This window comes from Enterovirga sp. CN4-39, assembly GCF_049446235.1.
GTDB lineage: Bacteria > Pseudomonadota > Alphaproteobacteria > Rhizobiales > Beijerinckiaceae > Enterovirga.
The window spans coordinates 147,234-171,895 of the sequence record NZ_JBMSEF010000008.1 but is presented as its reverse complement, the minus strand read 5'-3'; the positions used below and the strand labels follow the sequence as shown (position 1 = coordinate 171,895).

At 69.5% G+C, this 24,662-nt stretch carries 19 protein-coding genes; 14 read left to right on the top strand and 5 right to left on the bottom strand.

Annotation, left to right across the window (positions count from 1 at the left end; genetic code table 11):
- Nucleotides 1-4: 4 nt before the first annotated feature.
- A complete protein-coding gene (locus ACO2SS_RS15085) occupies nt 5-952 on the top strand; it encodes a hypothetical protein (RefSeq protein ID WP_423278497.1) in 948 nt (315 codons plus the stop codon).
- A 3-nt stretch (nt 953-955) separates the two neighbouring features.
- Here ACO2SS_RS15085 and ACO2SS_RS15080 read toward each other — a convergent pair whose 3' ends face one another.
- The 4 genes from ACO2SS_RS15080 to ACO2SS_RS15065 all read right to left on the bottom strand — a co-directional run bounded on the left by ACO2SS_RS15080 (nt 956) and on the right by ACO2SS_RS15065 (nt 5,478).
- Nucleotides 956-2,050 carry an NAD(P)/FAD-dependent oxidoreductase gene (locus ACO2SS_RS15080; RefSeq protein WP_423278496.1) on the bottom strand — a complete coding sequence of 365 codons (1,095 nt, stop codon included), beginning with the start codon at nt 2,048-2,050 and terminating at the stop codon, nt 956-958.
- 39 nt (nt 2,051-2,089) lie between these two features.
- Nucleotides 2,090-2,932, bottom strand: a complete 843-nt coding sequence (locus tag ACO2SS_RS15075; RefSeq protein WP_423278495.1) for an aldo/keto reductase — start codon at nt 2,930-2,932, stop codon at nt 2,090-2,092.
- Nucleotides 2,933-2,992: 60 nt separating this feature from the next.
- On the bottom strand, nt 2,993-4,606 hold the full coding sequence (locus ACO2SS_RS15070; protein ID WP_423278494.1) for a phosphoenolpyruvate carboxykinase: 1,614 nt from the start codon (nt 4,604-4,606) through the stop codon (nt 2,993-2,995).
- Nucleotides 4,607-4,737: 131 nt separating this feature from the next.
- Entirely contained in the window at nt 4,738-5,478 is a 741-nt protein-coding gene (locus ACO2SS_RS15065) for a HugZ family protein (protein ID WP_423278493.1), read from the bottom strand.
- 150 nt (nt 5,479-5,628) lie between these two features.
- Here ACO2SS_RS15065 and ACO2SS_RS15060 point away from each other — a divergent pair, with 150 nt between their 5' ends.
- The 5 genes from ACO2SS_RS15060 to ACO2SS_RS15040 all read left to right on the top strand — a co-directional run bounded on the left by ACO2SS_RS15060 (nt 5,629) and on the right by ACO2SS_RS15040 (nt 9,413).
- Entirely contained in the window at nt 5,629-6,330 is a 702-nt protein-coding gene (locus ACO2SS_RS15060; protein ID WP_423278492.1) for a response regulator transcription factor, read from the top strand.
- 58 nt (nt 6,331-6,388) lie between these two features.
- Entirely contained in the window at nt 6,389-8,131 is a 1,743-nt protein-coding gene (locus tag ACO2SS_RS15055) for a stimulus-sensing domain-containing protein (protein ID WP_423278579.1), read from the top strand.
- A gap of 5 nt (nt 8,132-8,136) precedes the next feature.
- Nucleotides 8,137-8,598: an HPr kinase/phosphorylase gene (locus ACO2SS_RS15050; RefSeq protein WP_423278491.1), complete on the top strand. Its 462-nt coding sequence runs from the start codon at nt 8,137-8,139 to the stop codon at nt 8,596-8,598.
- 87 nt (nt 8,599-8,685) lie between these two features.
- Complete coding sequence (locus ACO2SS_RS15045; RefSeq protein ID WP_423278490.1) at nt 8,686-9,087, top strand: PTS sugar transporter subunit IIA; 402 nt, start codon at nt 8,686-8,688, stop codon at nt 9,085-9,087.
- Nucleotides 9,088-9,095: 8 nt separating this feature from the next.
- Nucleotides 9,096-9,413, top strand: a complete 318-nt coding sequence (locus ACO2SS_RS15040; RefSeq protein ID WP_423278489.1) for an HPr family phosphocarrier protein — start codon at nt 9,096-9,098, stop codon at nt 9,411-9,413.
- Between the two features lie 6 nt (nt 9,414-9,419).
- Here the strand turns inward: ACO2SS_RS15040 and ACO2SS_RS15035 are convergent, their stop codons facing one another.
- Nucleotides 9,420-10,127: a gamma-glutamylcyclotransferase gene (locus tag ACO2SS_RS15035; RefSeq protein WP_423278488.1), complete on the bottom strand. Its 708-nt coding sequence runs from the start codon at nt 10,125-10,127 to the stop codon at nt 9,420-9,422.
- 120 nt (nt 10,128-10,247) lie between these two features.
- Between ACO2SS_RS15035 and ahcY the strand changes: the two genes are divergently transcribed.
- The 8 genes from ahcY (at nt 10,248) to trxA (ending at nt 24,636) form a co-directional block, all read left to right on the top strand.
- Entirely contained in the window at nt 10,248-11,675 is a 1,428-nt protein-coding gene (ahcY, locus tag ACO2SS_RS15030) for an adenosylhomocysteinase (RefSeq protein ID WP_423278487.1), read from the top strand.
- A 254-nt stretch (nt 11,676-11,929) separates the two neighbouring features.
- Entirely contained in the window at nt 11,930-14,440 is a 2,511-nt protein-coding gene (locus tag ACO2SS_RS15025; protein ID WP_423278486.1) for a PAS-domain containing protein, read from the top strand.
- Nucleotides 14,441-14,478: 38 nt separating this feature from the next.
- Nucleotides 14,479-16,980 carry a tRNA (adenosine(37)-N6)-threonylcarbamoyltransferase complex ATPase subunit type 1 TsaE gene (gene tsaE / locus ACO2SS_RS15020; RefSeq protein ID WP_423278485.1) on the top strand — a complete coding sequence of 834 codons (2,502 nt, stop codon included), beginning with the start codon at nt 14,479-14,481 and terminating at the stop codon, nt 16,978-16,980.
- An 80-nt stretch (nt 16,981-17,060) separates the two neighbouring features.
- Nucleotides 17,061-17,309, top strand: a complete 249-nt coding sequence (locus ACO2SS_RS15015; RefSeq protein WP_423278484.1) for a BrnT family toxin — start codon at nt 17,061-17,063, stop codon at nt 17,307-17,309.
- Nucleotides 17,306-17,587, top strand: coding sequence for a BrnA antitoxin family protein (locus tag ACO2SS_RS15010; protein WP_423278483.1), 282 nt, complete (start codon nt 17,306-17,308; stop codon nt 17,585-17,587). The genes ACO2SS_RS15015 and ACO2SS_RS15010 overlap by 4 nt, the downstream gene beginning before the upstream one ends.
- A 36-nt stretch (nt 17,588-17,623) precedes the next feature.
- Nucleotides 17,624-20,794, top strand: a complete 3,171-nt coding sequence (addB, locus tag ACO2SS_RS15005; RefSeq protein ID WP_423278482.1) for a double-strand break repair protein AddB — start codon at nt 17,624-17,626, stop codon at nt 20,792-20,794.
- Entirely contained in the window at nt 20,791-24,246 is a 3,456-nt protein-coding gene (addA, locus tag ACO2SS_RS15000; RefSeq protein ID WP_423278481.1) for a double-strand break repair helicase AddA, read from the top strand. Before addB ends, addA begins: the two co-directional genes overlap by 4 nt.
- Nucleotides 24,247-24,315: 69 nt before the next feature.
- On the top strand, nt 24,316-24,636 hold the full coding sequence (gene trxA / locus ACO2SS_RS14995) for a thioredoxin (RefSeq protein WP_423278480.1): 321 nt from the start codon (nt 24,316-24,318) through the stop codon (nt 24,634-24,636).
- Nucleotides 24,637-24,662 lie beyond the last annotated feature (26 nt).

Here is a 24,662-nt window from a genome sequence, read left to right as displayed (position 1 = left end):
CCCGATGAAGCGCATCCTCCAGTGGCTCGCCCTCATCGGGCGCTACGGCACCCAGGGCTTCGTGGTGAGCCTCTTCTTCGGGCTGTCGCTGCCCTGGCTGGCATCGGCTGCGCGCCCGTTCCTGGCGGTGACGATCTTCGTCTTCCTGCTCACGAGCTTCATGCGGCTGAACGGGCCGGCGTTCCTGGCGGTGCTCCGCGCGCCGCGCAAGCTGATCCTGTGCATCCTCTGCGTGCTGCTCGTGCCCGCCCTCGTGGCACTCGCCGCGAAGGCGCTGCTGGGGCCCGGCCTCATCGATCCCGGCCTGGCGCTCGGGCTTGCGATCTACGCGGCCGCGCCGCCCATCATGTCCTCGCCGGCGGTCGCGATGCTGCTCGGCGTCGAACCGGCCCTGATCCTGGCGACGGTTCTCCTCACCACCATCGCGGCGCCGGTGCTGTCGCCCGTCATCGCCGACCTCGTCGCGGGCGGCTCGGTCCCGCTCGACCTCACGGTCCTGGTCACGCGCCTCGTCGTGATGGTGGGCGGCGCGCTGGTGGCCGGGATCGTGCTCCGGCGGTTGCTCGGCGCCAGCTGGATCCAGGAGAACAGCCGCAGCCTCGATGGCATCGGCGTGCTGATGTACGGCCTGTTCGCGATCGCCGCCATGGACGGGGTACTGGCGGCCGTCGTGAGCAATCCGGCGCGGGTGGCGGGTTTCCTGGCCCTCGCCGCCTCGCTCTCGGTGACGGGCTACGGCCTGGCCTGGCTGGTCCTCCGGTCGGTCCCGGCATCGCAGCGGGTCGTGTTCGGCTATGCGACCGGGCAGCGCAATCTCGGGCTGATCGTGGCGGCGCTCGGAGCCAGCGCTCCCGAGACGACCTTCCTGTTCTTCGCGCTCGCGCAGTTCCCCATCTACATGGGTCCGCAGGTCATCCGCATGCTGGCGGGGCGTTTCCTCCCGCCGCGCTGAGCGTCACTCGCCGATGCGCTCGCAGACCTCGATCCCGATCGAGAGCGCCGAGGTGAGGCCGGGGCTCTCGATCCCGAAGAGCGCGACGAGGCGTTTCAGCCCGTGCTCCTCGGGCCCCTCGATCATGAAATCGGCGGGCTTCTCACCCGGGCCGGTCAGCTTCGGCCGGATGCCCGAATAATCGGGAACCAGCGCCTCGTCGGGGAGGCCGGGCCAATAGCGGCGGATGGAGGCGTAGAAGGATTCGGAACGGGCCGGATCGACCTCGTAGTCGAGCTGGTCGACCCACTCGACATCCGGCCCGAACCGCATCCGGCCGGCGAGGTCGATGGTGAGGTGGGTTCCGAGCCCGCCATCGACCGGTGCCGGGTAGATCAGCCGCGTGAAGGCCGGCTTGCCCAGACAGCCGAAATAGTTGCCCTTCGCATAGACGAGCGGCGGAATGCGGTCCTGCGGGTAGCCCTCGGTCGCGCCCGCGAGCGCCTGCGCTCCGAGCCCGGCCGCGATTACCACAGCGTCGACCGTCAGGGTGCCGCTATCCGCGCCGCCATAGCGCACGTTCCAGCCCAGCGCCGTATGCGTGAGGCTCTCGATCTCGGCGTTGAGCGCCAGGTTGCCGGACGCGTCCTCGATATCGCCCTGCAGCGCCAGCATGAAGCCGTGGCTGTCGACGATACCGGTCTCCTCCGAGTGCAGGGCGGCGAGGCAGGACAGGTTCGGCTCGAGCGCCTTTGCCCGGCCCCCATCGATCATCGACAGCCCCTCGACGCCGTTCCGCTGGCCCTGCTGGAAGATGCCTTCGATCTTGGGGACTTCGAGCTCCGTCGTGGCCACGACGAGCTTGCCGCAGCGCTTCGCGGCCACGCCGTGGCTCGCGCAGTAATCGTAGAGGAGTTCGCGTCCCTTCACGCAGTGCCGCGCCCGCAGCGAGTCCGTCGGGTAGTAGAGCCCGGCATGGATGACCTCGCTGTTGCGCGAGGAGACGCCGCAGCCGATCGCGCTCTCCTTCTCGGCCACGATGACCGAGTGGCCGCTGCGGGCGAGCGCCCGCGCGCAGGCGAGGCCCACGACGCCTGCGCCGATGACAAGCACTTCCATTACGTGTTTCAGACCTCGGTGGGGCAGGCCATTGCGGCCCTATAGCATCTCGAGCGGCTGCGGGCGCGCTGGCGGCGGAAAGGCGCGGTCGAGTTCCGCGAGATCGTCGGCCGTGAGCCGGAGGTCGAGCGCGGCCCGGTTCTCGCGGACGTGCTCTGGTCGGCCGGCCTTCGGGATCGCCATGACGCCATCCTGCCGCAGCACCCAGGCGAGCCCGACCTGGGCCGGCGTGGCGCCATGCCGGGCGGCGACCTTCGCAAGAGCCGGATGGCGGAGCATGCGGCCCTGCTCGATCGGGGAATACGCCATGACGGCAATGCCGCGCTCGCGGCAGCCGGGGAGGAGGTCGAACTCGATGCCGCGACGGGTGAGGTTGTAGAGCACCTGATTGGCGGCGACGGCGTCGCCGCCCGGCAGGCCCTCCAGTTCGGCCATGTCGTCCGGATCGAAATTGCTGACGCCCCAGTGCCGGATCTTGCCGTCGCGCGCGAGCGTCTCGAAGGCCGCCAGGGTCTCGGAAAGCGGCGTGCCGCCGCGCCAGTGCAGGAGATAGAGATCGATCCGGTCCGTCCGGAGCCGGGCGAGGCTGCGCTCGCAGGCCCGGATCGCCGCCGCCCGGCCGGCATTGCTCGGCAGCACCTTGGACACGAGGAAGACCTCGTCGCGCCGGCCCGCGATGGCCTCGCCGACCAGCGTCTCGGATGCGCCGTCCGCATACATCTCGGCCGTGTCGACCAGGGTGAGGCCGAGGTCGAGGCCGAGCCGGAGCGCAGCGATTTCGTCGGCGCGCCTGCCGTTCCCCTCGGCCATCATCCAGGTGCCCTGGCCGAGCACCGGGACGCTCTCGCCGGAAGGAAGCCTTAGGGTCGGGACATCCGCCATGGCAGCCTCAACGGAAAAGGCCCGGGCTGAACCCGGGCCTCGCATCGCTCTCCGCGTCGATCAGGCCGCGATGGACATCTGCGGCTCGGCCGCCCGGACATCCGCGTCCACATGGGCCTCGAAGCGCTTGAAGTTCTCCTGGAACATCGCGACCAGACGCTTCGCCGTCTCGGCGAAGGCGGCCTTATCCTGCCAGGTCTTGACCGGATACAGGATGTGCGGCTCGACGCCCGGCACCGAGGTCGGCACCGCGAAGCCGAAATACGGGTCGCGCCGGAAATCCGCCTTGGCGAGCGAGCCGTCGAGCGCGGCCGTCAGGAGCCGGCGCGTGACGCGGATCGGCATGCGCCGGCCGCCGGTGGCGACGCCGCCGCCCGTCCAGCCCGTGTTCACGAGCCAGCAATCGACATGGTGGCGCTGGATCAGTTCGCGCAGGAGATTGCCGTAGACCGAAGGATGCCGCGGCATGAAGGGCGCCCCGAAGCAGGTCGAGAACGTCGCCTCCGGGCCCTTCAGGCCCTTCTCCGTGCCAGCGACCTTGGCCGTGTAGCCGGACAGGAAGTGGTACATCGCCTCCGCGCCCGTGAGCTTCGCGATCGGGGGGAGCACGCCGAACGCGTCGGCGGTCAGCATCACGATGTTCTTCGGGTGCCCGGCCCGGCCCGTCAGCGAGGCGTTCGGGATGAAGTCGATCGGGTAGGCGCAGCGCGAATTCTCGGTCTTCGAGGCGTCGTCGAAATCCGGGATCCGGGTCACGGGATCGAACACCACGTTCTCGAGGACCGTGCCGAAGCGCTCGGTGGTGGCGTAGATCTCGGGCTCGGCATCGCGCGAGAGACGGATGGTCTTCGCGTAGCAGCCGCCCTCGAAATTGAAGATGCCGTTCGGGCCCCAGCCGTGCTCGTCGTCGCCGATGAGGATGCGGTTCGGGTCGTTGGAGAGCGTCGTCTTGCCCGTCCCGGACAGGCCGAAGAATACCGCGGAATCGCCGCCGTGGCCGGCATTGGCCGAGCAGTGCATCGGCATGATCTTCTTCGCCGGCAGCACGTAGTTCAGGTAGGTGAACACCGACTTCTTCATCTCGCCCGCATAGGACGAGGAGCCGATGAGCACGATCTTCCGCGTGAAGTCGCAGGCGATGATCGTCTCCGAGCGGCAGCCGTGCCGGGCGGGATCAGCCTTGAAGCTGGGCAGGTCGATGATCGTCAGGTCGGGCGTGTAGCCCGCGATCTCGCTCTCGTCGGGACGGATCAGAAGGTTGCGGATGAAGAGCGAGTGCCAGGCGTATTCGGTGAAGACGCGCGCCTTGACGCGGTGTGCCGGGTCCGCGCCGCCATAGAGGTCCTGCGCGAAGAGCTCCTTGCCCTCGGCCTGCTTGAGGAAGTCCTCCAGGATGACATCGAACTGCTCGCGGGTGATCGAGCCGTTGTTGTCCCACCAGATCTCGTTCTCGGTGTCCGCATCGCGGACGATGAACTTGTCCTTCGGGGAGCGTCCCGTGTGGATGCCGGTATCGGCGGCGAGGGCGCCGCCTTGGATCAGGTGGGACTCGCCCCTGGCGAGCGATTCCCCGACCAGCGACGGGGCTGTCAGGTTCCAGTGAACGCCCTTGAGGTTCCGAAAGCCGATTTTGTCAGCGCCGAACGTCTCGTTGTGGCGGCCGAAATTTTCCAAGGACGTATCCTCCGGGACAGGTTCGTACGCTACCACACTGGAAGCTGAAACTGCCGCGTGCAAACGGGTTTGTTCGGCCGGGCAATTAGCCGGAAACGGCCACCCGTCACAAGGGCGTCATGCGCGCATTCTCAGGCGAGCGCCCGCGCCTCGCCCGCGAGCGCCACCAGCACGCGCCGCAGCGCGCCGGGTTCGACCACCCGTTCGGGGTAGGTGAGGCGCGCCGTGAGGTCACCGGCCGCCAGGTCCATCCCTTCCGGGTCGATGCCCGTGCATCGCCACCTCCCATCGGGTGCCCCGGCGAGCCGAGTGGCGTAGAGCGCAATCGCATCCGCGTGGTCGGCGTTCATGTGGGCGACCGCGCCTTCCTCCGCTTGGACGAGCGCCTCGGCGCCCGTCATGTCGGTGAGGAGTTCCGCAGGGCCGAGACGGCCGGCCTTCGCGAAGCCGCCGTTCAGGTGGGCGCCTTCGACGGTCATCCGCCGGAAGCTGAAATCCGGGAAGTCGGCATAGAGCTCCGATTTCGGGTTGCGGGCGAGAAAGCGGCGTCGGACCCGCGGGTCGGCGGAGCGCTCCACCCGCCCGGTCACGGTCAGGCGCGGATGGGCGAGAGGATCGCCGCGGCCGGTCGCCGCCAGGAGGATGGAGGCGCGGGGATCCGCATCGAGGTTGGTTGCGTGTGCCGACAATCCCGAGACGAGGAGGAGAGGCGAGCCGTCGACATCGGTCGCGACGGTCACGAGCGTCGCGAAGGGCCCGCCCGTCTCCCGGTCGATCGTTGCCAGCGCTCCGGACCGCACCGTTCGAAGAAGTTGCCTTGCGAGCGGGGCGGGGTCGAACTCGGCAGCTTTAGGCGCGTTTTCCTCGCTCATGACGGGTCCCGGGGCCACCTTGAATTGGTAATCGGCCCGCTCTGCCTTATTTAGCGACTGGCCACCATGCGTTCTGGCGCCGGTGGACATTGAACCGAGTGGGTGCGACGACCGGATTTCCGGCGCGCTGCCTCACATCGAGGAGACAAGATGCCAACCATCGCCCTCGTGGACGACGACCGCAACATACTGGCCTCAGTATCGATCGCCCTGGAAGCCGAGGGCTACAGGATCCAGACCTATACCGACGGCGCCTCCGCTTTCGACGGCCTCCGGCAATCCCCTGCCGATCTCGCCATCCTCGACATCAAGATGCCCCGCATGGACGGCATGGAGCTGCTCCGCCGCCTGCGTCAGAAATCGGACATTCCCGTGATCTTCCTCACCTCGAAGGACGAGGAGATCGACGAGCTGTTCGGACTGAAGATGGGGGCTGACGACTTCATCCGGAAGCCCTTCTCGCAACGCCTCCTCGTCGAGCGCGTGAAAGCGGTGCTTCGCCGCGGCGCGCCGAAGGATGCAACTCAGCCGCGCGAGAACGACACCGCGAAGGCCCTGGAGCGGGGCCAGCTCGTGATGGATCCCGAGCGGCATTCCTGCACCTGGAAGGGCGAGCCCGTGACCCTCACGGTCACCGAATTCCTGATCCTGCAGGCGCTGGCGACGCGCCCGGGCGTGGTGAAGAGCCGCAACGCCCTCATGGATGCGGCCTACGACGACCAAGTCTATGTCGATGACCGTACGATCGACAGCCACATCAAGCGCCTGCGCAAGAAGTTCAAGGCCGTCGACCAAGCCTTCGACATGATCGAGACGTTGTACGGTGTCGGCTATCGCTTCAAGGAGGCCTGACGAGCCTGCCTATCTCTCGGCCGACGACGAGGCCGACGAGGTCAAGGCTGCCCCCGACATGCCAGCGGGGGCCGCGTCATCGAACAGTTCGCGGCGGCGCCCGCTGCGGATGCCGAAGCTCGGGCGCGGGCTCTTCAGCCGCGCCTCCTCGAGCCTGACGCGGCGGATCATCCTTCTCAATCTCGCGGGCCTGATCGCCCTCCTGATCGGGTTCCTGACGCTGAATCAGTTCCGGCAGGGCCTGATCGAGGCGCGGGTAAACAGCCTGCTCATCCAGGGCGAGATCATCGCCGGGGCGGTTGCCGCGTCCGCGACGGTGGAGACCGGCCAGATCACGATGGATCCGGACCGCCTGCTGGAGCTCCAGGCCGGCGAGCAGCCCGGCCAGGCCGAGGAGCCGTTCTCGCCGCTCCAGTTCTCGGTCAACCCGGAGCGGGTCGCGCCGCTTCTGCGCCGTCTCGTCACCCCGACCGGCACCCGCGCACGTATCTACGACCGCGACGGGACGCTCACGCTGGATTCCCGCACGCTCTATTCGCGCGGCGACCTGCGCCAGGAGCCGGCGCCGATCTCGAAGCCCCCGAAACCCAGCCTGATGGAACGCGGTTGGAACGCCCTGAACCGGCTCTTCCAGCGGGAGCGGCCGCAGATCGACGATGTCGGCCCGGCGGATGCCCGGACGCTTCCGGAAGTGCAGCGCGCCCTCGGCGGGCAGACGGCCTCCTCCGTCCGGGCTAACCAGAGGGGGGAGACGATCGTCTCCGTGGCGGTACCCATTCAGCGCCAGGGGGCGGTCCGCGGCGCCTTGCTCCTCTCGACGCAGGGCGGCGACATCGATGCGACGATCGCGTCCGAGCGCTTCCAACTGCTCCAGGTGTTCCTGGTCGCCGCGCTGGTGATGGTGGTTCTGTCGGTGCTGCTGGCGGGCGCGATCGCGGGGCCGGTGCGGCGCCTCGCGGAGGCCGCCGAACGCGTGCGGCGCGGCACCAAGGCGCGCCACGAGATCCCCGACTTCACCCGCCGATCGGACGAGATCGGGCACCTTTCGGGCGCGCTTCGCGACATGACGCACGCGCTCTACAACCGCATCGACGCCATCCAGTCCTTCGCGGCGGACGTGGCGCATGAGCTCAAGAACCCGCTGACCTCCCTGCGGAGCGCGGTCGAGACGCTGCCCGTCGCCAAGACGGACTCGACGCGCGAGCGGCTGATGTCGATCATCCAGCACGACGTGCGACGCCTCGACCGGCTCATCAGCGACATCTCCGACGCGTCCAGGCTCGACGCGGAACTCGCCCGGGAGGAGGCGGAGCCGATCGACATGCGGCGGCTCGTGGAGACCGTGGTCTCGCTCGCCAACGAGCGGCGTCGTCCACACGAGCCGGAGATCAAGGTCACGGTCGAGCGCGGTCCGGCGGAGGCCTTCACCATCGCGGGGCACGATTCGCGGCTCGCTCAGGTGTTCAACAACCTCTTCGACAACGCCCGGTCGTTCTCGCCGCCGGAGAGCGTCGTGCAGGTCACGGTCGCCAGGCGGGACCGCGAGGTCGAGATCACCGTCGACGACGAGGGCCCAGGTATCCCGCCACACGCGATCGAGCGGATCTTCGAGCGGTTCTACACGGACCGGCCCGATCACGGCTTCGGCCAGAATTCCGGGCTTGGCCTCTCCATCTCGCGCCAGATCGTCGAAGCGCATCGGGGGACGATCCGGGCCGCGAAACGTCCGCCGGGCCCGAAAGGCCAGCCGGCCCGGGGCGCCCGCTTCATCGTCCGCCTGCCGGCCCTGAAGGCGGCCTGAACCTCGTGGGGCGCGATGCCGGCAGCACGCTCCATGCGACCGCGTTCGTCATCGGCGAAGACGGCATCCTCCTGCGGGGCCCTCCGGGCGCGGGCAAATCCACTCTCGCGCGCGAGCTCATCGCATCCGCCACCCTGGCCGGCCGCCACGCCGCGCTCGTCTGCGACGACCGGGTCTCGCTGCGGGCGGTCCACGGACGGATCGTCGCGGAGGCCGTGCCGGCGATTGCCGGCCTGATCGAGATACGGGGAACCGGTATCGCCCGGGTGCCGTTTTGCGAGAGTGCGGTGCTGCGCCTCGTGGTGGACCTCGTCGAGAACCCGACGAGGATGCCTGAACAGGCAGCGTTGCTCACGACGATCCAGGGCGTGAAGTTACCTCGGATTTTAGTTAACGGCCCCTTGGCGTCAGGCGTGGTGCTTTGGCGTCTGGGTCTGCTGGATGACCAATTCGTGACTGTTCCGTGAGCAAAAGGTCGCAAGACCCTTGCTTATATCGGTGCACTGCACAAAAATGTTCTCTTCCGCCCGTACGGGTGAGGACCACGTTTGCGCATGATTGGTATGGTGCTCGTGACACACGGGCAGCTTGCGACAGAGTTCCGCGCCGCGCTGGAACATGTCGTTGGCCCTCAGGACCAGCTTGAGACGATCACGATCGGTCCCGAGGACGACATGGATTCGCGCCGTCAGGACATCATGGCGGCCGTCTGCCGGGTGAACTCCGGATCGGGCGTCGTGGTGCTCACCGACATGTTCGGGGGCACGCCTTCCAACCTCGCCCTCTCATGTATGAACGGGGGCTCGGTCGAAGTCGTGGCCGGCATCAACCTGCCCATGCTGATCAAGCTCGCCTCCGTACGGGACGAGGAAGTTTTGAAGGACGCCGTGCTCCACGCTCAGGAAGCCGGCCGAAAATACATCAACGTCGCCTCTCGCGTGCTGGCCGGAAAGTAGCCGTCGCGATGGAGATCGACACCGAGGACTGCCCGCCTGTCGACATTCCGGACGGTGCCCTCTTCAAGGAACTCCTCATCGTCAACAAGAAGGGCCTGCATGCCCGCGCTTCGGCGAAATTCGTGCAGACCGTCGAGCGCTTCGATGCGGCCGTGACCGTTACGCGGTGCGGCGAAACGGTTGGCGGGCGTTCCATCATGGGCCTCCTGACCCTCGGGGCCGCGAAAGGAACCACGATCACCGTGACGGCACAGGGCGAGGACGCGGCCGAAAGCCTGGCCGCGATCACGCAACTCGTGGAAGGCCGTTTCGGCGAGGACGAGTAGCCGGCCTCAGCCGGGCCCGCCGTTCCGCCGCGCGATCTCCGCCTCGATCCGCTCCAGCGCGGCATCCCTGACCTTGAGCGTGCGCAGGATCCGGACCGTTCGTTCGAAATAGTCCAGGCAGGAGCCGAGTTCGCCGGAGGCCGTGAGGATCCTGTCGGCCGTCTCGGCCTCCCCGAGCTTCCCGGAATATCGCTGGTGCGCCTGGTTCACCACGAAGGTGACGGCCGGGACGGCACCCTCGTCGGTTGCCACCGTCACCCAGCGGGCGAGGTAGGCCCCCGACAGCATCTCTCGCCGCCACACCAGCAGGAGCTCATCGCGCGCCTGCGCGGCCGGTACCCGGAACGCCACGCCCCGGCAGACGCCGCCTCGATCGAGCGCCAGCATGAGGCCGGGGCAATCCGGGCTGCCGCGCCCGCGCGAGAGCCACAGGCAGAAGCGCCGGTGCCAGCCACGCACGATCCCGAGCCGCCGCTCCTCGAAATGGAAGGCCGGGTTCCACATCAGGGAACCGTATCCGAAGACCCAGACGTCTTCGGTAGCCCGGTGGCGGGCCAGCGTCTCCTCGAGCGATCGCTCGATGTCCTCGTCGGAGCGGACGTGGAAATCCGGTGTCGCCCGGGCCCGGATTGCGGCGAGATGGCTGCCGTCGCGCAGCCGGTCGCGCGTGATGACGAAGCCTTCGCGGCCCGTTCGCGGTTCTCCGTCGCTCAAGTCCGCATGCCTCGGTCACCGGCGCAGGGATATAAAGACATCTTTATATGTTGATTGCCACAGGCGCGAGGCGCTGCTATAGGGCGCAGCATCACGAACCGTCGAGAAAGTGTGCCGCTCATGTCGCAGCCGTTGAGGAAGGTCGAGTCCACCGGGGATTACATCGTCGCCGATATCGTCCTGGCCGATTGGGGGCGGAAGGAGCTCAACATCGCCGAAACGGAAATGCCGGGCCTCATGGCCGTGCGGGCCGAGTACGGCCCGTCGCAGCCCCTGAAGGGCGCCCGCATCGCCGGCTCGCTGCACATGACCATCCAGACCGGCGTCCTCATCGAGACTCTCGCGGCGCTCGGTGCCGATATCCGCTGGGTCTCCTGCAATATCTACTCCACCCAGGATCATGCCGCAGCTGCGATTGCTGCCGCCGGCATTCCGGTCTTCGCCCGTAAGGGCGAGTCGCTCGTCGACTACTGGGATTATACCCGCAAGCTCTTCGAGTGGGGCGATGGCGGGATGCCCAACATGATCCTCGACGACGGCGGCGATGCCACGCTCTTCGTGCATCTCGGCGTCCGGGCCGAGGGCGGCGACACGGCGTTCCTCGACAAGGCTGAATCGGAGGAGGAGGAGATCCTCTTCGCGCTCCTCAAGAAGACCCTTGCCGAGAAGCCGAAGGGCTGGTTCGGCGAGCTCGCCAAGAGCATCAAGGGCGTCTCGGAGGAGACCACGACGGGCGTTCACCGCCTCTATATCATGGAGAAGGAGGGCCGGCTCCTCTTCCCGGCGATCAACGTCAACGACGCCGTCACCAAGTCCAAGTTCGACAACCTCTATGGCTGCCGCGAGTCGCTGGTGGACGGCATTCGCCGCGGCACGGACGTGATGATGGCCGGCAAGGTCGCCATGGTCGCGGGCTTCGGCGATGTCGGCAAGGGTTCGGCCGCCTCGCTGCGCAATGCAGGCTGCCGGGTGCTCGTGTCCGAGATCGATCCGATCTGCGCGCTCCAGGCCGCCATGGAAGGCTACGAGGTGGTCACCATGGAGGACGCGGCGCCGCGCGCCGACATCTTCGTGACCGCCACGGGCAACAAGGACGTGATCACGGTCGACCACATGCGCGCCATGAAGGACCGCGCCATCGTCTGCAACATCGGCCACTTCGACAACGAGATTCAGGTCGCCGGCCTGAAGAACATGAAGTGGGACAACATCAAGCCGCAGGTCGACGAGATCGAGTTCCCGGACGGCCATCGCATCATCCTGCTCTCGGAAGGCCGGCTGGTGAATCTCGGCAATGCGATGGGTCATCCGTCCTTCGTGATGTCTGCCTCCTTCACCAACCAGACCTTGGCGCAGGTGGAACTCTTCACGAACCCGGGCAAATACGAGAAGAAGGTCTACACGCTGCCCAAGCATCTCGACGAGAAGGTCGCGATGCTCCACCTCGAAAAGATCGGTGCGAAGCTGTCGAAGCTCCGGCCGGATCAGGCGAGCTATATCGGCGTGTCCGAATCGGGCCCGTTCAAGCCTGATCACTATCGCTACTGATCAATCCTCGACTCGTCCGCGTGTTGCGGACGAGTCACGCTTCCCGGGCCCGTGGCGGCCCGGGCATCGAAGCCGGAGATAACGGCTTCCGGGCAGACTCTACGGCAAACTAGACTGCGCTGATTCGTGAGGGCGACCCCGCCTCCGCGATTCAGGCCTGCTGCCATGAGCCGCCCAACGAGATCGATGTTCACAATGACCGACATGCGCGGCCGACCGACGTCGTCCGCGAACGGCTTCCGGCCCGGCCTGTCGTGAACATCTGCCCCTCGCGTCCGCGGCGGCGCCGCCCTCTCATTCGACGCCTCTCGGCGGCCGGTCTCGGCGCCGGGGCGGTCCTGATCGGCGCGACGCCGAGCTCGGCGGGCATCCTCGACCTCCTCAACTCCGGCTACCTCCCGTCGCTGCAGTGGTTCGATCCGCGATCCGCCTTCGGGTTCGCGATCCTCACCGGGCTCGTCATCTTCTCGACGACCCTCGCCATCCTCCACATCCGGGAGCGCCGGACCTGGACGGACCGGGAGCGCGAACTCGTCACCGAGCTGGAAGCCCTGCGGGGGGCGGAGGAGCGCGCGGAGCTTCTCGTCGGATCCGAGCGCCAGGTCCTCGTGCTCTGGACCGGCCGCGACGGCGAGACGAGCGTGGCGGGCGATCCGGCGGGCCTGCTGCCGGCCGGGAGCTCGGGGCGGCTGCTGGCCTTCGGATCCTGGCTGCTGCCGCCCGATGCCGGGCAGCTGGAAGGCGCGATCGAGCGGCTGCGCAATCGCGGCGAGGGCTTCCGCCTCGTCGCACGCACGATCGAGGGCCGTTACATCGACGCGGAGGGCCGTGCCGTGCGGGGGCGGGCACTGCTCCGCCTGCGCGAGGTCACGGGCTATCGCGCGGATCTCCTGCGCACGGAGGCCGAGCAGGCCGATACGGGGCAGCGGCTCGAGACGTTGCGGGCGCTCCTCGACGCGATCGATCAGCCGGTCTGGCTGCGCGGGCAGGACGGCCATCTGGCCTATGCCAACCGGGCCTATTGCCGGGCCGTCGAGGCGGGAGGCACCGAGGATGCGTGCCAGCGCTCGCTCGAGCTGATGGAGCGCAGCGACCGCGCCGAAGCCGCCCGGCGCCGCGCCGACGGCGAGATCTTCCGTGCGCGCGTCGCCGCGATCGTGGCCGGGTCGCGCCACGTCCTCGACATCACGGAAGCGCCGCTGCCGGCGGGTGCCGGCGGCATCGCGCAGGACGTCTCCGAGCTCGAGGCGATCCGGGCGGACATGCAGCGCCTCATGAAGGCGCATACCCGCACGCTCGACCAGTTCCCGACGGCCGTCGCGATGTTCGATTCCGCGCAGCGGCTCGTCTTCCACAATGCGGCCTACCGCCAGCTCTGGAACCTCGACGATTCCTTCCTGGCCAGCCGCCCGAGCGACGGCGAGATCCTTGATCGCCTTCGGACGGCGCGGCTCCTCCCCGAACAGGCCGATTACCGGGCCTGGAAGGCCGGCGTGCTCGACGCCTACCGGTCGCTCGAGCCGCGCGAGACCTGGTGGTACCTGCCGGATCGCCGCACGCTGCGGGTGGTCGCTAACCCGAACCCGCAGGGCGGGCTCACCTACCTGTTCGACGACGTGTCGGACCGGATGCACCTGGAATCGCGCTACAACTCGCTGATCAAGGTGCAGAGCGAGACCCTGAACACCCTTTCCGAAGGGGTCGCGCTGTTCGGCGCGGACGGCCGCCTGCGGCTCTTCAACCGCGCCTTCGCGAACCAGTGGCGTCTCGATGATCCCGTCCTCGCGGGCGAGCCGCACGTGTCGAAGGTGGTCGAGCTCTGCCAGCCGCTGTCGCCCACCGATGGCTCCTGGCCCGACCTCACGGCGGCGGTCTCCGGCTTCTCCGACACGCGCCTCAGGGTGGAGACCCGCATGGAGCGGCCGGACGGGTCCGTGCTCGAATGCGCGGCCGAGCCGTTGCCGGACGGCGGCACCCTCCTGACCTTCGTGGACGTGACCGCGAGCGTGAATGTTGAGCGTGCCCTGACGGAGCGGAACGATGCGCTCGAACTCGCCTCGCGCCTCCGCAACGAATTCGTGCACCACGTCTCCTACGAGCTGCGCTCCCCGCTCACCAACATCATCGGCTTCACGGAGCTGCTCGGGGCGGAGACCATCGGCGAGCTGAACGAGCGCCAGCGCGAATACGCGGGGCACATCATGCAATCCTCCGCGGCCCTGCTCGCGATCATCAACGACATCCTCGACCTCGCCTCGATCGATGCCGACACGATCGAGCTGGCACGTGAGCGCATCGACGTCCGCGCCACGATCGAGGCCGCCGCCAAGGGGATCAACGACCGGCTGGTGGAGGATCGGCTGAGCCTCGCCATCGACGTGCCGGCCGATATCGGGTCCTTCACGGGCGATGCGAAGCGGGTGCGCCAGATCCTGTTCAACCTGCTCTCCAATGCTGCCGGCTTCTCCTCGCCCGGCCAGACCATCACGGTCGCGGCGCGGCGGGTCGGACGCGAGATCATGCTCTCCGTCGCCGACCAGGGCCGCGGCATCCCGGACGAGGTGCGCGCCCGCGTGTTCGATCGGTTCGAGAGCCATACGAAGGGGACGGGGCACCGCGGCGTCGGGCTCGGCCTCTCCATCGTGCGCTCCTTCGTCGAGCTCCATGGCGGCAGGGTCGAACTCGCTTCCGAGCCCGGCGCGGGAACGACCGTCACCTGCTACTTCCCCGGGGACGGCGGCCCCGCGCAGCAGATCGCCGCATAGGGTTTGTACGCGGCATGGGCACCGTCGAGACCTCGCCCATGTCGAGCCCGGAACCCGGGGTTGCGCAGATCGGCCCGGGCCTGCAAGACGCCGCCATGCCCCTGACCCAGAAGGCCGCCCCGAGCGCGGCCGAGATCATCCGCAGCCGGATGCCGATCACCGTGGCCCTGCCCGACGAGGCCGCCACCGAGGAGCTCGGCCGCGCGCTGGCCGCCGAGCTGCAGGCCGGCGACCTCGTCGCTCTCTCCGGCGAGATCGGGGCCGGCAAGACGACCCTTGCCCGCGCCATCCTGCGCGCCCGGCTCGGCGATCCGGAACTCGAAGCGCCGAGCCCCACCTTCACGCTGCTCCAGACTTACGAGTCCGGGGACGTACCCCTGGTCCATGCGGACCTGTACCGGATCGGCGGAGGCGGCGAGCTCTACGAGCTCGGTTTCGATGAGATGCAGGCGAGCTCGATCGTGCTCGTCGAATGGCCGGAACGGGCGGTCGGACATCTGCCGGCCGAGCGGCTCGATATCCTTCTCGAGCTCGATGCCGAGAGCGGCACCCGCCGGGCCCTGATCTCCGGTGCAGGGCCTCTCGCCGAGCGGGTGCTGCGCGCCTACACGATCGCCGAACTGCTCGATGGCTCGGGCTGGGGCGACGCCGAACGCGTGCTCATGCAGGGCGACGCCTCGACCCGGGCCTATGAGCGCCTGATGAAGCCTTCGGGCGAGACCGCCATCCTGATGATCTCCCCGCCCCGTCCGGACGGCCCCCCGGTGCGGCGCGGCAAGCCCTACAGCGCGATCGCCCGCCTCGCGGAGAGCGTCCACGCGTTCTCGGCGATGGACCGCGGGCTGATCGACCAGGGCCTCAGCGCCCCGAGCATCTACGCCGAGGATCTGGATGTCGGTCTGCTGGTCCTCGAGGATTTCGGCAGCGAGCCGGTGGTCGACCAGAATGGCCCGATCCCGGACCGGTACGCGGAGGCGACCCGCCTCCTCGCCCGCCTGCACGCGCGATCGCTTCCGACCGCGCTTCCCTACGGCGAGGAGGGCACGCATCAGCTCCCGCCCTACGACCTCGACGCCTTCATGATCGAGGCCGAGCTGCTGCTCGACTGGTACCTGCCCCATATCGTCGGAACGAAGCCGTCGGGCTCGGTCCGGGCGGAGTTCGGGCATATCTGGCGCGATGCCCTGGCCGGGCTGCTTGCCGGCCGGCAGACCTGGACGCTGCGGGACTTCCACTCCCCCAACCTGATCTGGCTCCCCGAGCGGGAGGGGATCCGGCGCGTCGGGCTCCTGGACTTCCAGGACGCGGTCCTGGGCCCGCCCGCCTACGACGTCGCCTCACTCCTGCAGGATGCACGGGTGACGGTGCCGCCCGACCTCGAGCTGAAGCTCCTGGCCCTCTACGGCCGCGAGCGTAAAGCCGCGGATGCCAGCTTCGACATGGCCGAGTTCGCCACCGCGTACTCGATCATGGGAGCGCAGCGGGCGACCAAGATCCTCGGCATCTTCGCGCGGCTCGACCGGCGGGACGGCAAGCCGCAATACCTCGCTCATCTGCCGCGCATCCGGGCCTATCTCGCCCGCAATCTCGCCCATCCCGCGCTGGCGCGCCTGCAGGGCTGGTTCGAGTACCACGGCGGCGACGTCTTCCCGAAGGAGGAGCCCGCTGACGAGGAGGCGGCGCCGGAGAGCGCTCCGGCAGGCATCGAGACGGACACGGTCGCGGACCGCCTCCTCAGCGACGCCGCGGAGGCCGGCGCCGCGACCAACGTCTCGACCGAGCCGGTCGCCGGGGGCGGGGCCGGAGCGGGAAAGCCGGCGGCGGAGCCGGAGCCCCGGATGGTCGCCATGGTCCTCGCGGCTGGCCTCGGCAAGCGCATGCGGCCCATCACCGATACGCGGCCGAAGCCGCTCGTCGAAGTCGCGGGACGTCCCCTGATCGACCACGCGCTCGGGCGCCTGCTCGAGGCCGGGCTGAGCAAGGTCGTGGTCAACGTCCACTACCTGCCCGATATGATCGAGGATCACGTCGCGAGCCTGGCCGACCTCTCCATCACGATCTCCGACGAACGCGACGCGCTCCTGGAGACGGGGGGCGGGGTCAAGCGCGCGCTGCCGCTCCTCGGCCCCGAATTCCTGGTCCTCAACTCGGATTCGCTCTGGACGGAGCGCGAGACCAAGAACCTGTCCCGCCTCCTCGAGACCTGGCGGCCGGAGGAGATGGACATCCTGCTGCTTCTCGCGCCGCGGAAGAGCCTCGGCTACGACGGGCTCGGCGACTTCAACATGGATGCGAACGGGCGCCTCACGCGCCGCGTCTTCGGGGCGCTGGCGCCCCACGTCTATGCCGGCGCCGCGATCATGAAGGCGGAGCTGTTCGACAACACGCCGGAGGGCGCCTTCTCGCTCAACCTCCTCTTCGATCGCGCGATCGAGGCCGGGCGCCTGTTCGGCGTGGCCTTGGACGGGGAGTGGCTCCACGTCGGCACGCCGGAAGCCATCGGCCAGGCGGAGGCGCGGCTCGCCCAGAGTGGGGCCTAGAATAGGCGGCCCTCATCGGACGAGTTCAAACTCGCATATACAGGATTGACGGGGTCGGACCGCGTCCATAGATTCCGCCCGTGAGGATCGTCTGGGACGAACCAAAACGGCTCGCGAATCTCGACAAGCACGAGCTGGATTTCGGCGATCTCGACATCGCGTTCTTTGAGGCCTCGCTCGTCGTCCCGGCGAAAGATGGACGTCTCGCCGCGATCGGATGGTCGGGCGACCGCGCGCTCACCGTCATCTTCGCCATGCGCGGCACCGAAGCCATTTCCGTCGTCAGCATGCGCCCGGCATCGGCAAAGGAACGGAGGTTCCTTCCATGAAGAAGTTCCAGCCCGGAAGAGGCTACACCGAAGGCGATTGGAAGGCCGTGGACAGCCCGGACCTGACCGATGCCGAGCTCGCGCTAGCCAGGCCGTTCGCGGAGGCGTTGCCGGAGGCGGCGGCGACGATGCGCAAGCGCGGGCCGGTTCGGACCAAGGAAGCGGTCTCGCTCCGACTGGACATCGATGTCGTCCGGAAGCTTCGAGCCAGCGGGCCTGGCTGGCAGTCGCGCGTGAACGAGGTCCTGCGGGATTACGTGGATAAGACCACGGGTTGAGGAGGTGGCGCTGGAGCGCCAATTGCAACGGCACGCATGCCCGGCGATGTCTCTTCTCTTCTACGGGTATTCGGCTTGAGCGACGCGCACGTCTTCACGATTCCGCCCGGGACGCCTTTCCTCCCGACGCTCGTCGATGCGCTGCTCGCAGGCGAGCTCGTCGGGACCCTCGGGCCGGACGAGCTCGCCTCGGCGACGATCTACCTGCCGACGCGCCGCGCCGGGCGGGGACTGGCCGAGTTCCTGGCCCAGCGCTCCCGCGGCCGCGGCCTCGTGCTGCCGCGGATCGTGCCGCTCGGGGATGCGGACGAGGAGAGCGGCTCCGGCGGGGGCTCGGCTTCCGCGGAACTCGCACCTGCGATCCCGCCCCTCGAGCGCCGGCTGATCCTGACGCGCCTCGTCCAGGCCTGGGCGGCCCAGGTCGATCGGCGCGAGCTGCGGCTGAGCAGCGACACCCCCTTCATGGTGCCGGGCTCGCCCGCTGACGCGGTCTCTCTCGCGGGCGACCTCGAGGCCCTCATGGACGCGCTCGCGACCGAGAGCGTCGACTGGGCGGCGCTCGAGGAGGTCGTCGACATCGACTACTCCCACTATTTCCGGCTGACGCTCGACTTTGTGCGCATCGCGCATGAGCTGTGGCCCGGCATCCTGGCCGAGCGCGGCGCCATGGACCCGGCGGTCCGCCGCAATGCCGTCCTCGAAGGCGAGAGGCAGCGGCTCGAGCGGGAGCGGCCGACCGGGCCGATCATCGCGGCCGGCTCCACGGGCTCGATTCCGGCCACCGCCCGCCTCCTCGCGACGATCTCGCGCCTGCCGCGCGGGGCGGTTGTCCTGCCTGGCCTCGATCTCGACCTCGACGAGAAGGGCTGGGCCGCGATCGCGGGCGACGGGCAGAGCGGCGGGATCAACGGCCATCCGCAATTCATCCTCCGACGCCTCGTCGAGGAGCATGTCGGAATACCCCGCTCGGCCGTCCGGCCGCTCGGCACCCGCGATCCCGCCCTCGAGCCCCGCCGCCGGCTCGTCTCCGAGATCATGCGGCCGGCCGAGACGACGGATCTCTGGGCCGAGCTGCCGCCCGTCCTGCGCGAGATCACGGCCCGGGAGGGCACGGACGATCTCACCCTGATCGAGGCGGCGGACGAGCGCGAGGAGGCGCTCGCCATCGCGGTCGCTTTGCGCGAGACGCTCGCGAGCCCCGGACGCCGCGCGGCCTTCGTGACGCCCGACCGCAACCTCGCCCGGCGTGTCGCGGCCGAGCTCGGCCGCTGGGGAATCGTCATCGAGGATTCGGCCGGCATCCCGCTTGTCGATACGGCGTCCGGCCGGCTGGCGACGCTCGCCGCCGAGGCTGCCGCGCTCGATTTCCACCCGGTCCAGGTGCTCGCCCTCCTGGCGCACCCGCATGTGACGCTCGGCCTGACGCGGGCCGAGGTCGAGCAGGGCGCCGCGGCGCTGGAGCTCGGCGCGCTCCGCGGTCCGGCGCCCCGGCCGGGGCTCGACGGCATCGCGGCCGCGCTCCGGCACCGGCGCGAGGCCCGAAGCCGCCGCAGGGAGCCGATCCCCGTCCGGATGCTCTCGGATGCGGATTGGGACCTCGCGGGCGAGATCGTCCGGCGGCTCGACCTCGCCTTCGGGCCCTTCCGCCAGGATGGCGCGGCCGGCGGCCTCGCCGACCTCGTCCGGCTCGCCGGCCTGCATGCCGACGCGGTCGCGGCCCTGACGGCGGGGCAGGACCCGGATGGGGCCGGGCCGGATCCCGCGCGCGAAGCCCTCGATGGCCTCTTCGACGAGCTCGCCTCCATGCGGGTCGAGGATGGCGCCGGCCGTTCGATCCTCGGCCGCTTCTCCGATTATCCGGCCTTCTTCGCCACGCTCGCGCGCGACCGGTCGCTCGCGCCCGAGATGCGCGGCACCCATCGCCGCATCCGCATTCTGGGCCTGCTCGAGGCGCGGCTCCTCGATGTCGACCGTGTCGTGCTGGGCGGCCTGGACGAAACGATCTGGCCGCCCGTGGCCGAGACGGACGCCTTCCTGAACCGGCCCATGCGGCTGAAGCTCGGCCTCACGCCTCCGGAGCGCCGGATCGGACAGACGGCCCACGACTTCGTCCAGGCGCTCGGGGTCCGCGATGCCATCATCACGCGGGCGCGGAAGCGCCAGGGCAAGCCCACCGTGCCGTCGCGCTTCCTGGAGCGCATGCGGGCCTTCGCGGGCGAGGGGCTCTGGAGGGAGATGGTCGCGCGAGGCGACCGCTACCGTCGCCTCGCCGCCGCGCTCGACACGCCTCGGCCTGTGGAGCCGCTGCGCCGGCCTGCGCCGCAGCCGGGACCCGAGCGCTTCCCCCGCCGGCTCAGCGTCACCGAGGTCGAGACGCTCGTCCGCGATCCCTATTCGATCTTCGCCCGGCACGTGCTGCGGCTCGAGCCGGTCGATGCCATCGCGGTTCAGCCCTCTGCCGCCGATCGCGGCAACATCCTGCACGACATCATCGGCAGCTTCGTGCAGGCATATCCGAAGGAGCTCCCGCACGACGCCCTCGACCGGCTGCTTCAGCGCGGCGCGGATCTGTTTCGGGAGATCGAGGAAGCCTACCCGGAGCTCCATGCGCTCTGGTGGCCGGCCTTCCAGCGCTTCGCGCCGCGCTATCTCGAATGGGAGCGTGAGCGAAGGGCGCACCTCTCCGCCATCCATGTCGAGCGCTCGGGCTCCATCGCGATCCCGATCGGGCCGGACGACGTCTTCACGCTCCGGGGCCGGGCCGACCGCATCGAGTACGGCCCCGGCGGCGAGGCCGTGATCATCGACTTCAAGAGCGGACGGGTGCCCAGCGTAAAGGAGGTCGCGGTCGGATTCTCGCCACAGCTCACGCTGGAGGCGGCGATGCTGATGCAGGGCGGGTTCGAGCACGTGCCCGTCTCGGAAGGGCTGCCCGCGCTCGAATATGTGAAGATCGGCGGGCGCGAGCTGCTCGACCCGCGTGAGCTGAAGCCCCCGCCGAAGGACGAGCGCAGCATGGCGGCCATCGTGGAGGAGCATTTCAGCGGATTGAAGAAGCTCGTTCACCGCTACGCCGTCGAGGGCGCCGGCTATCTCTCGCGGCCCTACGCCCAATATGCCCGCACCTACGCGCCCTACGATCACCTGGCGCGCGTGAAGGAATGGTCGGCGACGGCAGGCGCGACCGACGGGGGAGGGGAGGCGTGAGCGCCGATTTCGTCATCCCGCCGGACACGATCCATCGGCAGCGCCGCGCCGCCGATCCCCGCGCCTCGGCCTGGGTCTCGGCCAATGCCGGAGCGGGCAAGACGCGCGTCCTGACGGACCGGGTGATCCGGCTGCTGCTCGACGGGGCGGAGCCCTCCCGCATCCTGTGCCTCACCTTCACCAAGGCGGCCGCGGCCGAGATGACGATCCGCGTCTTCGAGCGGCTCGGGGGCTGGGTGACGCTCGACGAGCCGGCCCTTCGCCGCGCGCTCGAGGACATGACGGGGGAGCGGCCGGACCGGGCGACCGTGGCGCGGGCGCGCCGGCTCTTCGCCAAGGCCGTGGAGACGCCGGGCGGCCTGAAGATCGAGACCATCCACGCCTTCTGCGAGCGCATTCTGCATCTCGTCCCCTTCGAGGCGAACGTGCCGGCGCGGTTCGCGGTGCTCGACGAATCGCAGACCGCGGAGCTCCTGGCGGAGGCGCGCGGCCGCATCCTGACCGAGGCGGTCATCGGCGGTCCCCGCTCGGCCGACCTAGCCCGGGCCCTGGAGGTGGTCAGCCTGCATTGCCAGGGCGAGGCGCTGACGGGGCTGCTCGACAGCGCGGTCCTCGACGAGCGCATCCCGAGCGACCCGGACGAACGGGGCATGGCGATCTCGGCGCTCCGCAAAGCCCTGGGCCTGCCGGCCGATCTCGGTTCGGCGGACGTCCAGCGCGCGATGCTGGAGGACGGCATCCCGGCCTCCGAACTGCCCGCCTTCGCGGCCGAGCTCCGGCGCACGGGCAGCAGGACCGACACCGCCCAGGCCGCCTCGCTGGAGGCCGCGGCCTCCGCCGCGACGCTCGGGCAGCGGCTCGCCGCCTACCGGTCGGTCTTCTTCACCGCCGGCGGGGACGGCACGCCCAAGAAGTCGCTGGCCACGAAGAATGTGGAGCCCGGGATCTGCGAGGCACTCGCGCGCGAGCAGGATCGGCTGATCGAGCTCGACGAGGCCCTGAAAGCGGTCGGCACCGTGGAGCGGACGGACGCCCTCTACATGCTCGCCGGCGCCGTGAGGGCCGAGGCCGAGGCTGCCAAGCGCCGGCTCGGCGCGCTCGATTTCGCGGACCTCATCCGCAAGACGCTCGAACTCCTCGACCGCGGCTCTGCCGGCTGGGTGCTCTACAAGCTCGACCGCGGCATCGACCACGTCCTCGTCGACGAGGCGCAGGACACGAACCCCGACCAGTGGCGCATCCTCCGCCGCCTGACGGAGGAGTTCACGGCCGGAGCAGGCCGGCCCTCCAAGAAGCCCCGTACGGTCTTCGCGGTCGGCGACCCGAAGCAGTCGATCTACTCCTTCCAGGGCGCTGATCCGCGCTGGTTCGAGGAGGGCCGCCGGCACTGGCTCGCCCGGACGGGCGCGGCCGAGTTGCGGTTCGAGGACGTGCGCCTCGACCTGTCCTTCCGGTCGGCGCCCGCAATTCTCAAGGCCGTCGACCACACGTTTCGCGTGAAGTCCCACTTCCGCGGCCTGTCGTTCGACGATCTCGCCGTCGGGACCACGCACGAAAGCGCCCGGCCGAAGGCGCCCGGCCATGTCGAGATCTGGCCGACGGAGGTGAAGCGGGAGGGCGGCGACGACCCCGACGCCTGGGAACTGCCGGTCGACGAGCCCGAGCGCACCGCGCCCGCCGTCGTGGTCGCCAGCCGGATCGCGCAGGCCGTGCAATGCTGGACGTCGAAGGGCGATGGCGTCGGCCGGATCTGGCGACCGGGCGAGATCCTCATCCTGGTGCGCAGCCGCGGCCCGGCCTTCTTCGCCGTGATCCGGGCCCTCAAGGCGGCCGGGGTGCCGGTCGCGGGCGCGGACCGCTTCGACATCGGCGAGCACATCGCCGTGAACGACCTCGTGGCGGCCGGACAGGCGGCGCTGCTGCCGCGCAACGACCTGGTGCTCGCGGCGGCGCTGAAATCCCCGCTCGTCGGGTTCGACGACGACGACCTGATCCGCATCGCGGCCGACCGCGGCGAGGCCGAGCCGCTGGCCGATGCCCTGCAGCGTGCGGCAGCCGAGGGTGACGTCCGGGCCGAAGCGGGCTGCAGGGCTCTGGCGCGCTGGCGCGAACTCGCCCGGGAGCACGGGCCGTTCGGGTTCTACGCCGCACTGCTCGGCCCGGAGGGTGGCCGCCGACGCCTCATCGAGCGGCTCGGCGGCGAGGCGGCGGATGCCATCGACGCCTTCCTGATCTACGCCCAGACGGCGGAGATCGGGGCGGACACGCCCTCGCTTTCCACCTTCCTGGCCCGCTTTGAATCTGCGGAGCACACGATCAAGCGCGACCTCGACGCGACCGGCGACGAGGTGCGGGTGATGACCGTCCATGGCGCGAAGGGTCTCGAGGCGCCGCTCGTCGTGGTCATCGACAATTGCGAGGTGTTCGGGCGGGAGCCGGCGCTGGTGCCGTTCACGGCCGGGAACGGCGACCCGCTTCCGGTCTGGTCCCCGAAGAAGGACCTGGATTGCCGGCCCGTGGCCGAGGCGCGCGACCGTGCCAAGCACCTTCGGCTCGAGGAGCACAACCGGCTCCTCTACGTCGCCATGACGCGCGCCAAGGACCGGCTCGTCGTCGCCCCCTTCGCGGCAAAGGGCGGCGAGCCGGAGGAGGCCTGGTGCGCCATGATCCGGCGGGGCTTCGCGGAAGCGACGCATGCCCTGGTGCGGACGGAAACGCCCTATGGCGAGGTCGACCTCTGGGCGCATGGCGTCCATGCGGCGGAGCCGGCGCGCCACGGAGCGCCCTCCGGTGGGCCGATCGCGCTGCCGGACTGGCTCCTGAACCCGGCGGAGCCGGACGAGGCGCCAGCTCGGCGCGTGCGTCCCTCAGCGGCGCTCGCCGGGGGCACCGAGCACCACCGCCCGGCGCCCGACGGGCTTTCGCGGGCGGAGGCGCGGCGGCGTGGCACCCTGGTCCATGCGCTGATCGATCACCTCGCCGGGCTTCCAGCCGAGCGTCGGGACCCCGCGGCTGCCGCCTTCGTGGAGGCGCGGGCAGGGGGGCTCCCGCCCAGCCTGCGCCGCCGGATCGTGACGGATGCCCTGGCGGTCATCGCGCATCCCGCGCTCGCACCCCTCTTCGGGCCGGACGCGAAGGGCGAAGCAGCGATCGCCGGCCAGGTCGCCGCGCCGGACGGAGGCAGCCAGGTGGTCGTCGGCCAGGTCGACCGGATGGTGGTGACGCCGGACGAGGTGATCGTCGCCGACTTCAAGACGGGCGCCCAGGCGGGCGAGGACCTGCCCGAAAGCCATCTCGCCCAGCTCGCCTTGTACCGGGCGGTGCTGGCGCTGGCCTATCCGGGCCGGGCCGTGCGGCCGATCCTGGTCTGGACGGACGGCCCGGAGGTGGTCGAGCCGACCCCCGCCGCGCTCGATGCTGCCCTGCAGGCGGCGCTTGCCGGCTCTGCTTGACACCAAGGTTCGCGACCATACCTAGATTGCAACACATGGCGGCTCGGCCGCCGCAGCAAGGACAATCCCATGGCGACCGTTAAGGTGACCGATCAGAGCTTCGATGCCGACGTGATCAAGTCGGCGGAGCCGGTGGTCGTCGATTTCTGGGCGGAGTGGTGCGGCCCTTGCCGCATGATCGGCCCGGCCCTCGAGGAGATCGCGTCCGAGATGCAGGGCAAGGTGAAGATCGCCAAGGTCAATATCGACGAGAACCCGGCCATCGCATCGCAGCTCGGCATTCGGTCGATCCCGACGCTGATGATCTTCAAGGACGGTAAGCTCGCCGGGCAGAAGGTCGGCGCAGCCCCCAAGGGCGACCTCTCCCGCTGGATCCAGCAGACCGCGTAAGCGCAACGCTACGTGAAACGAAAAGG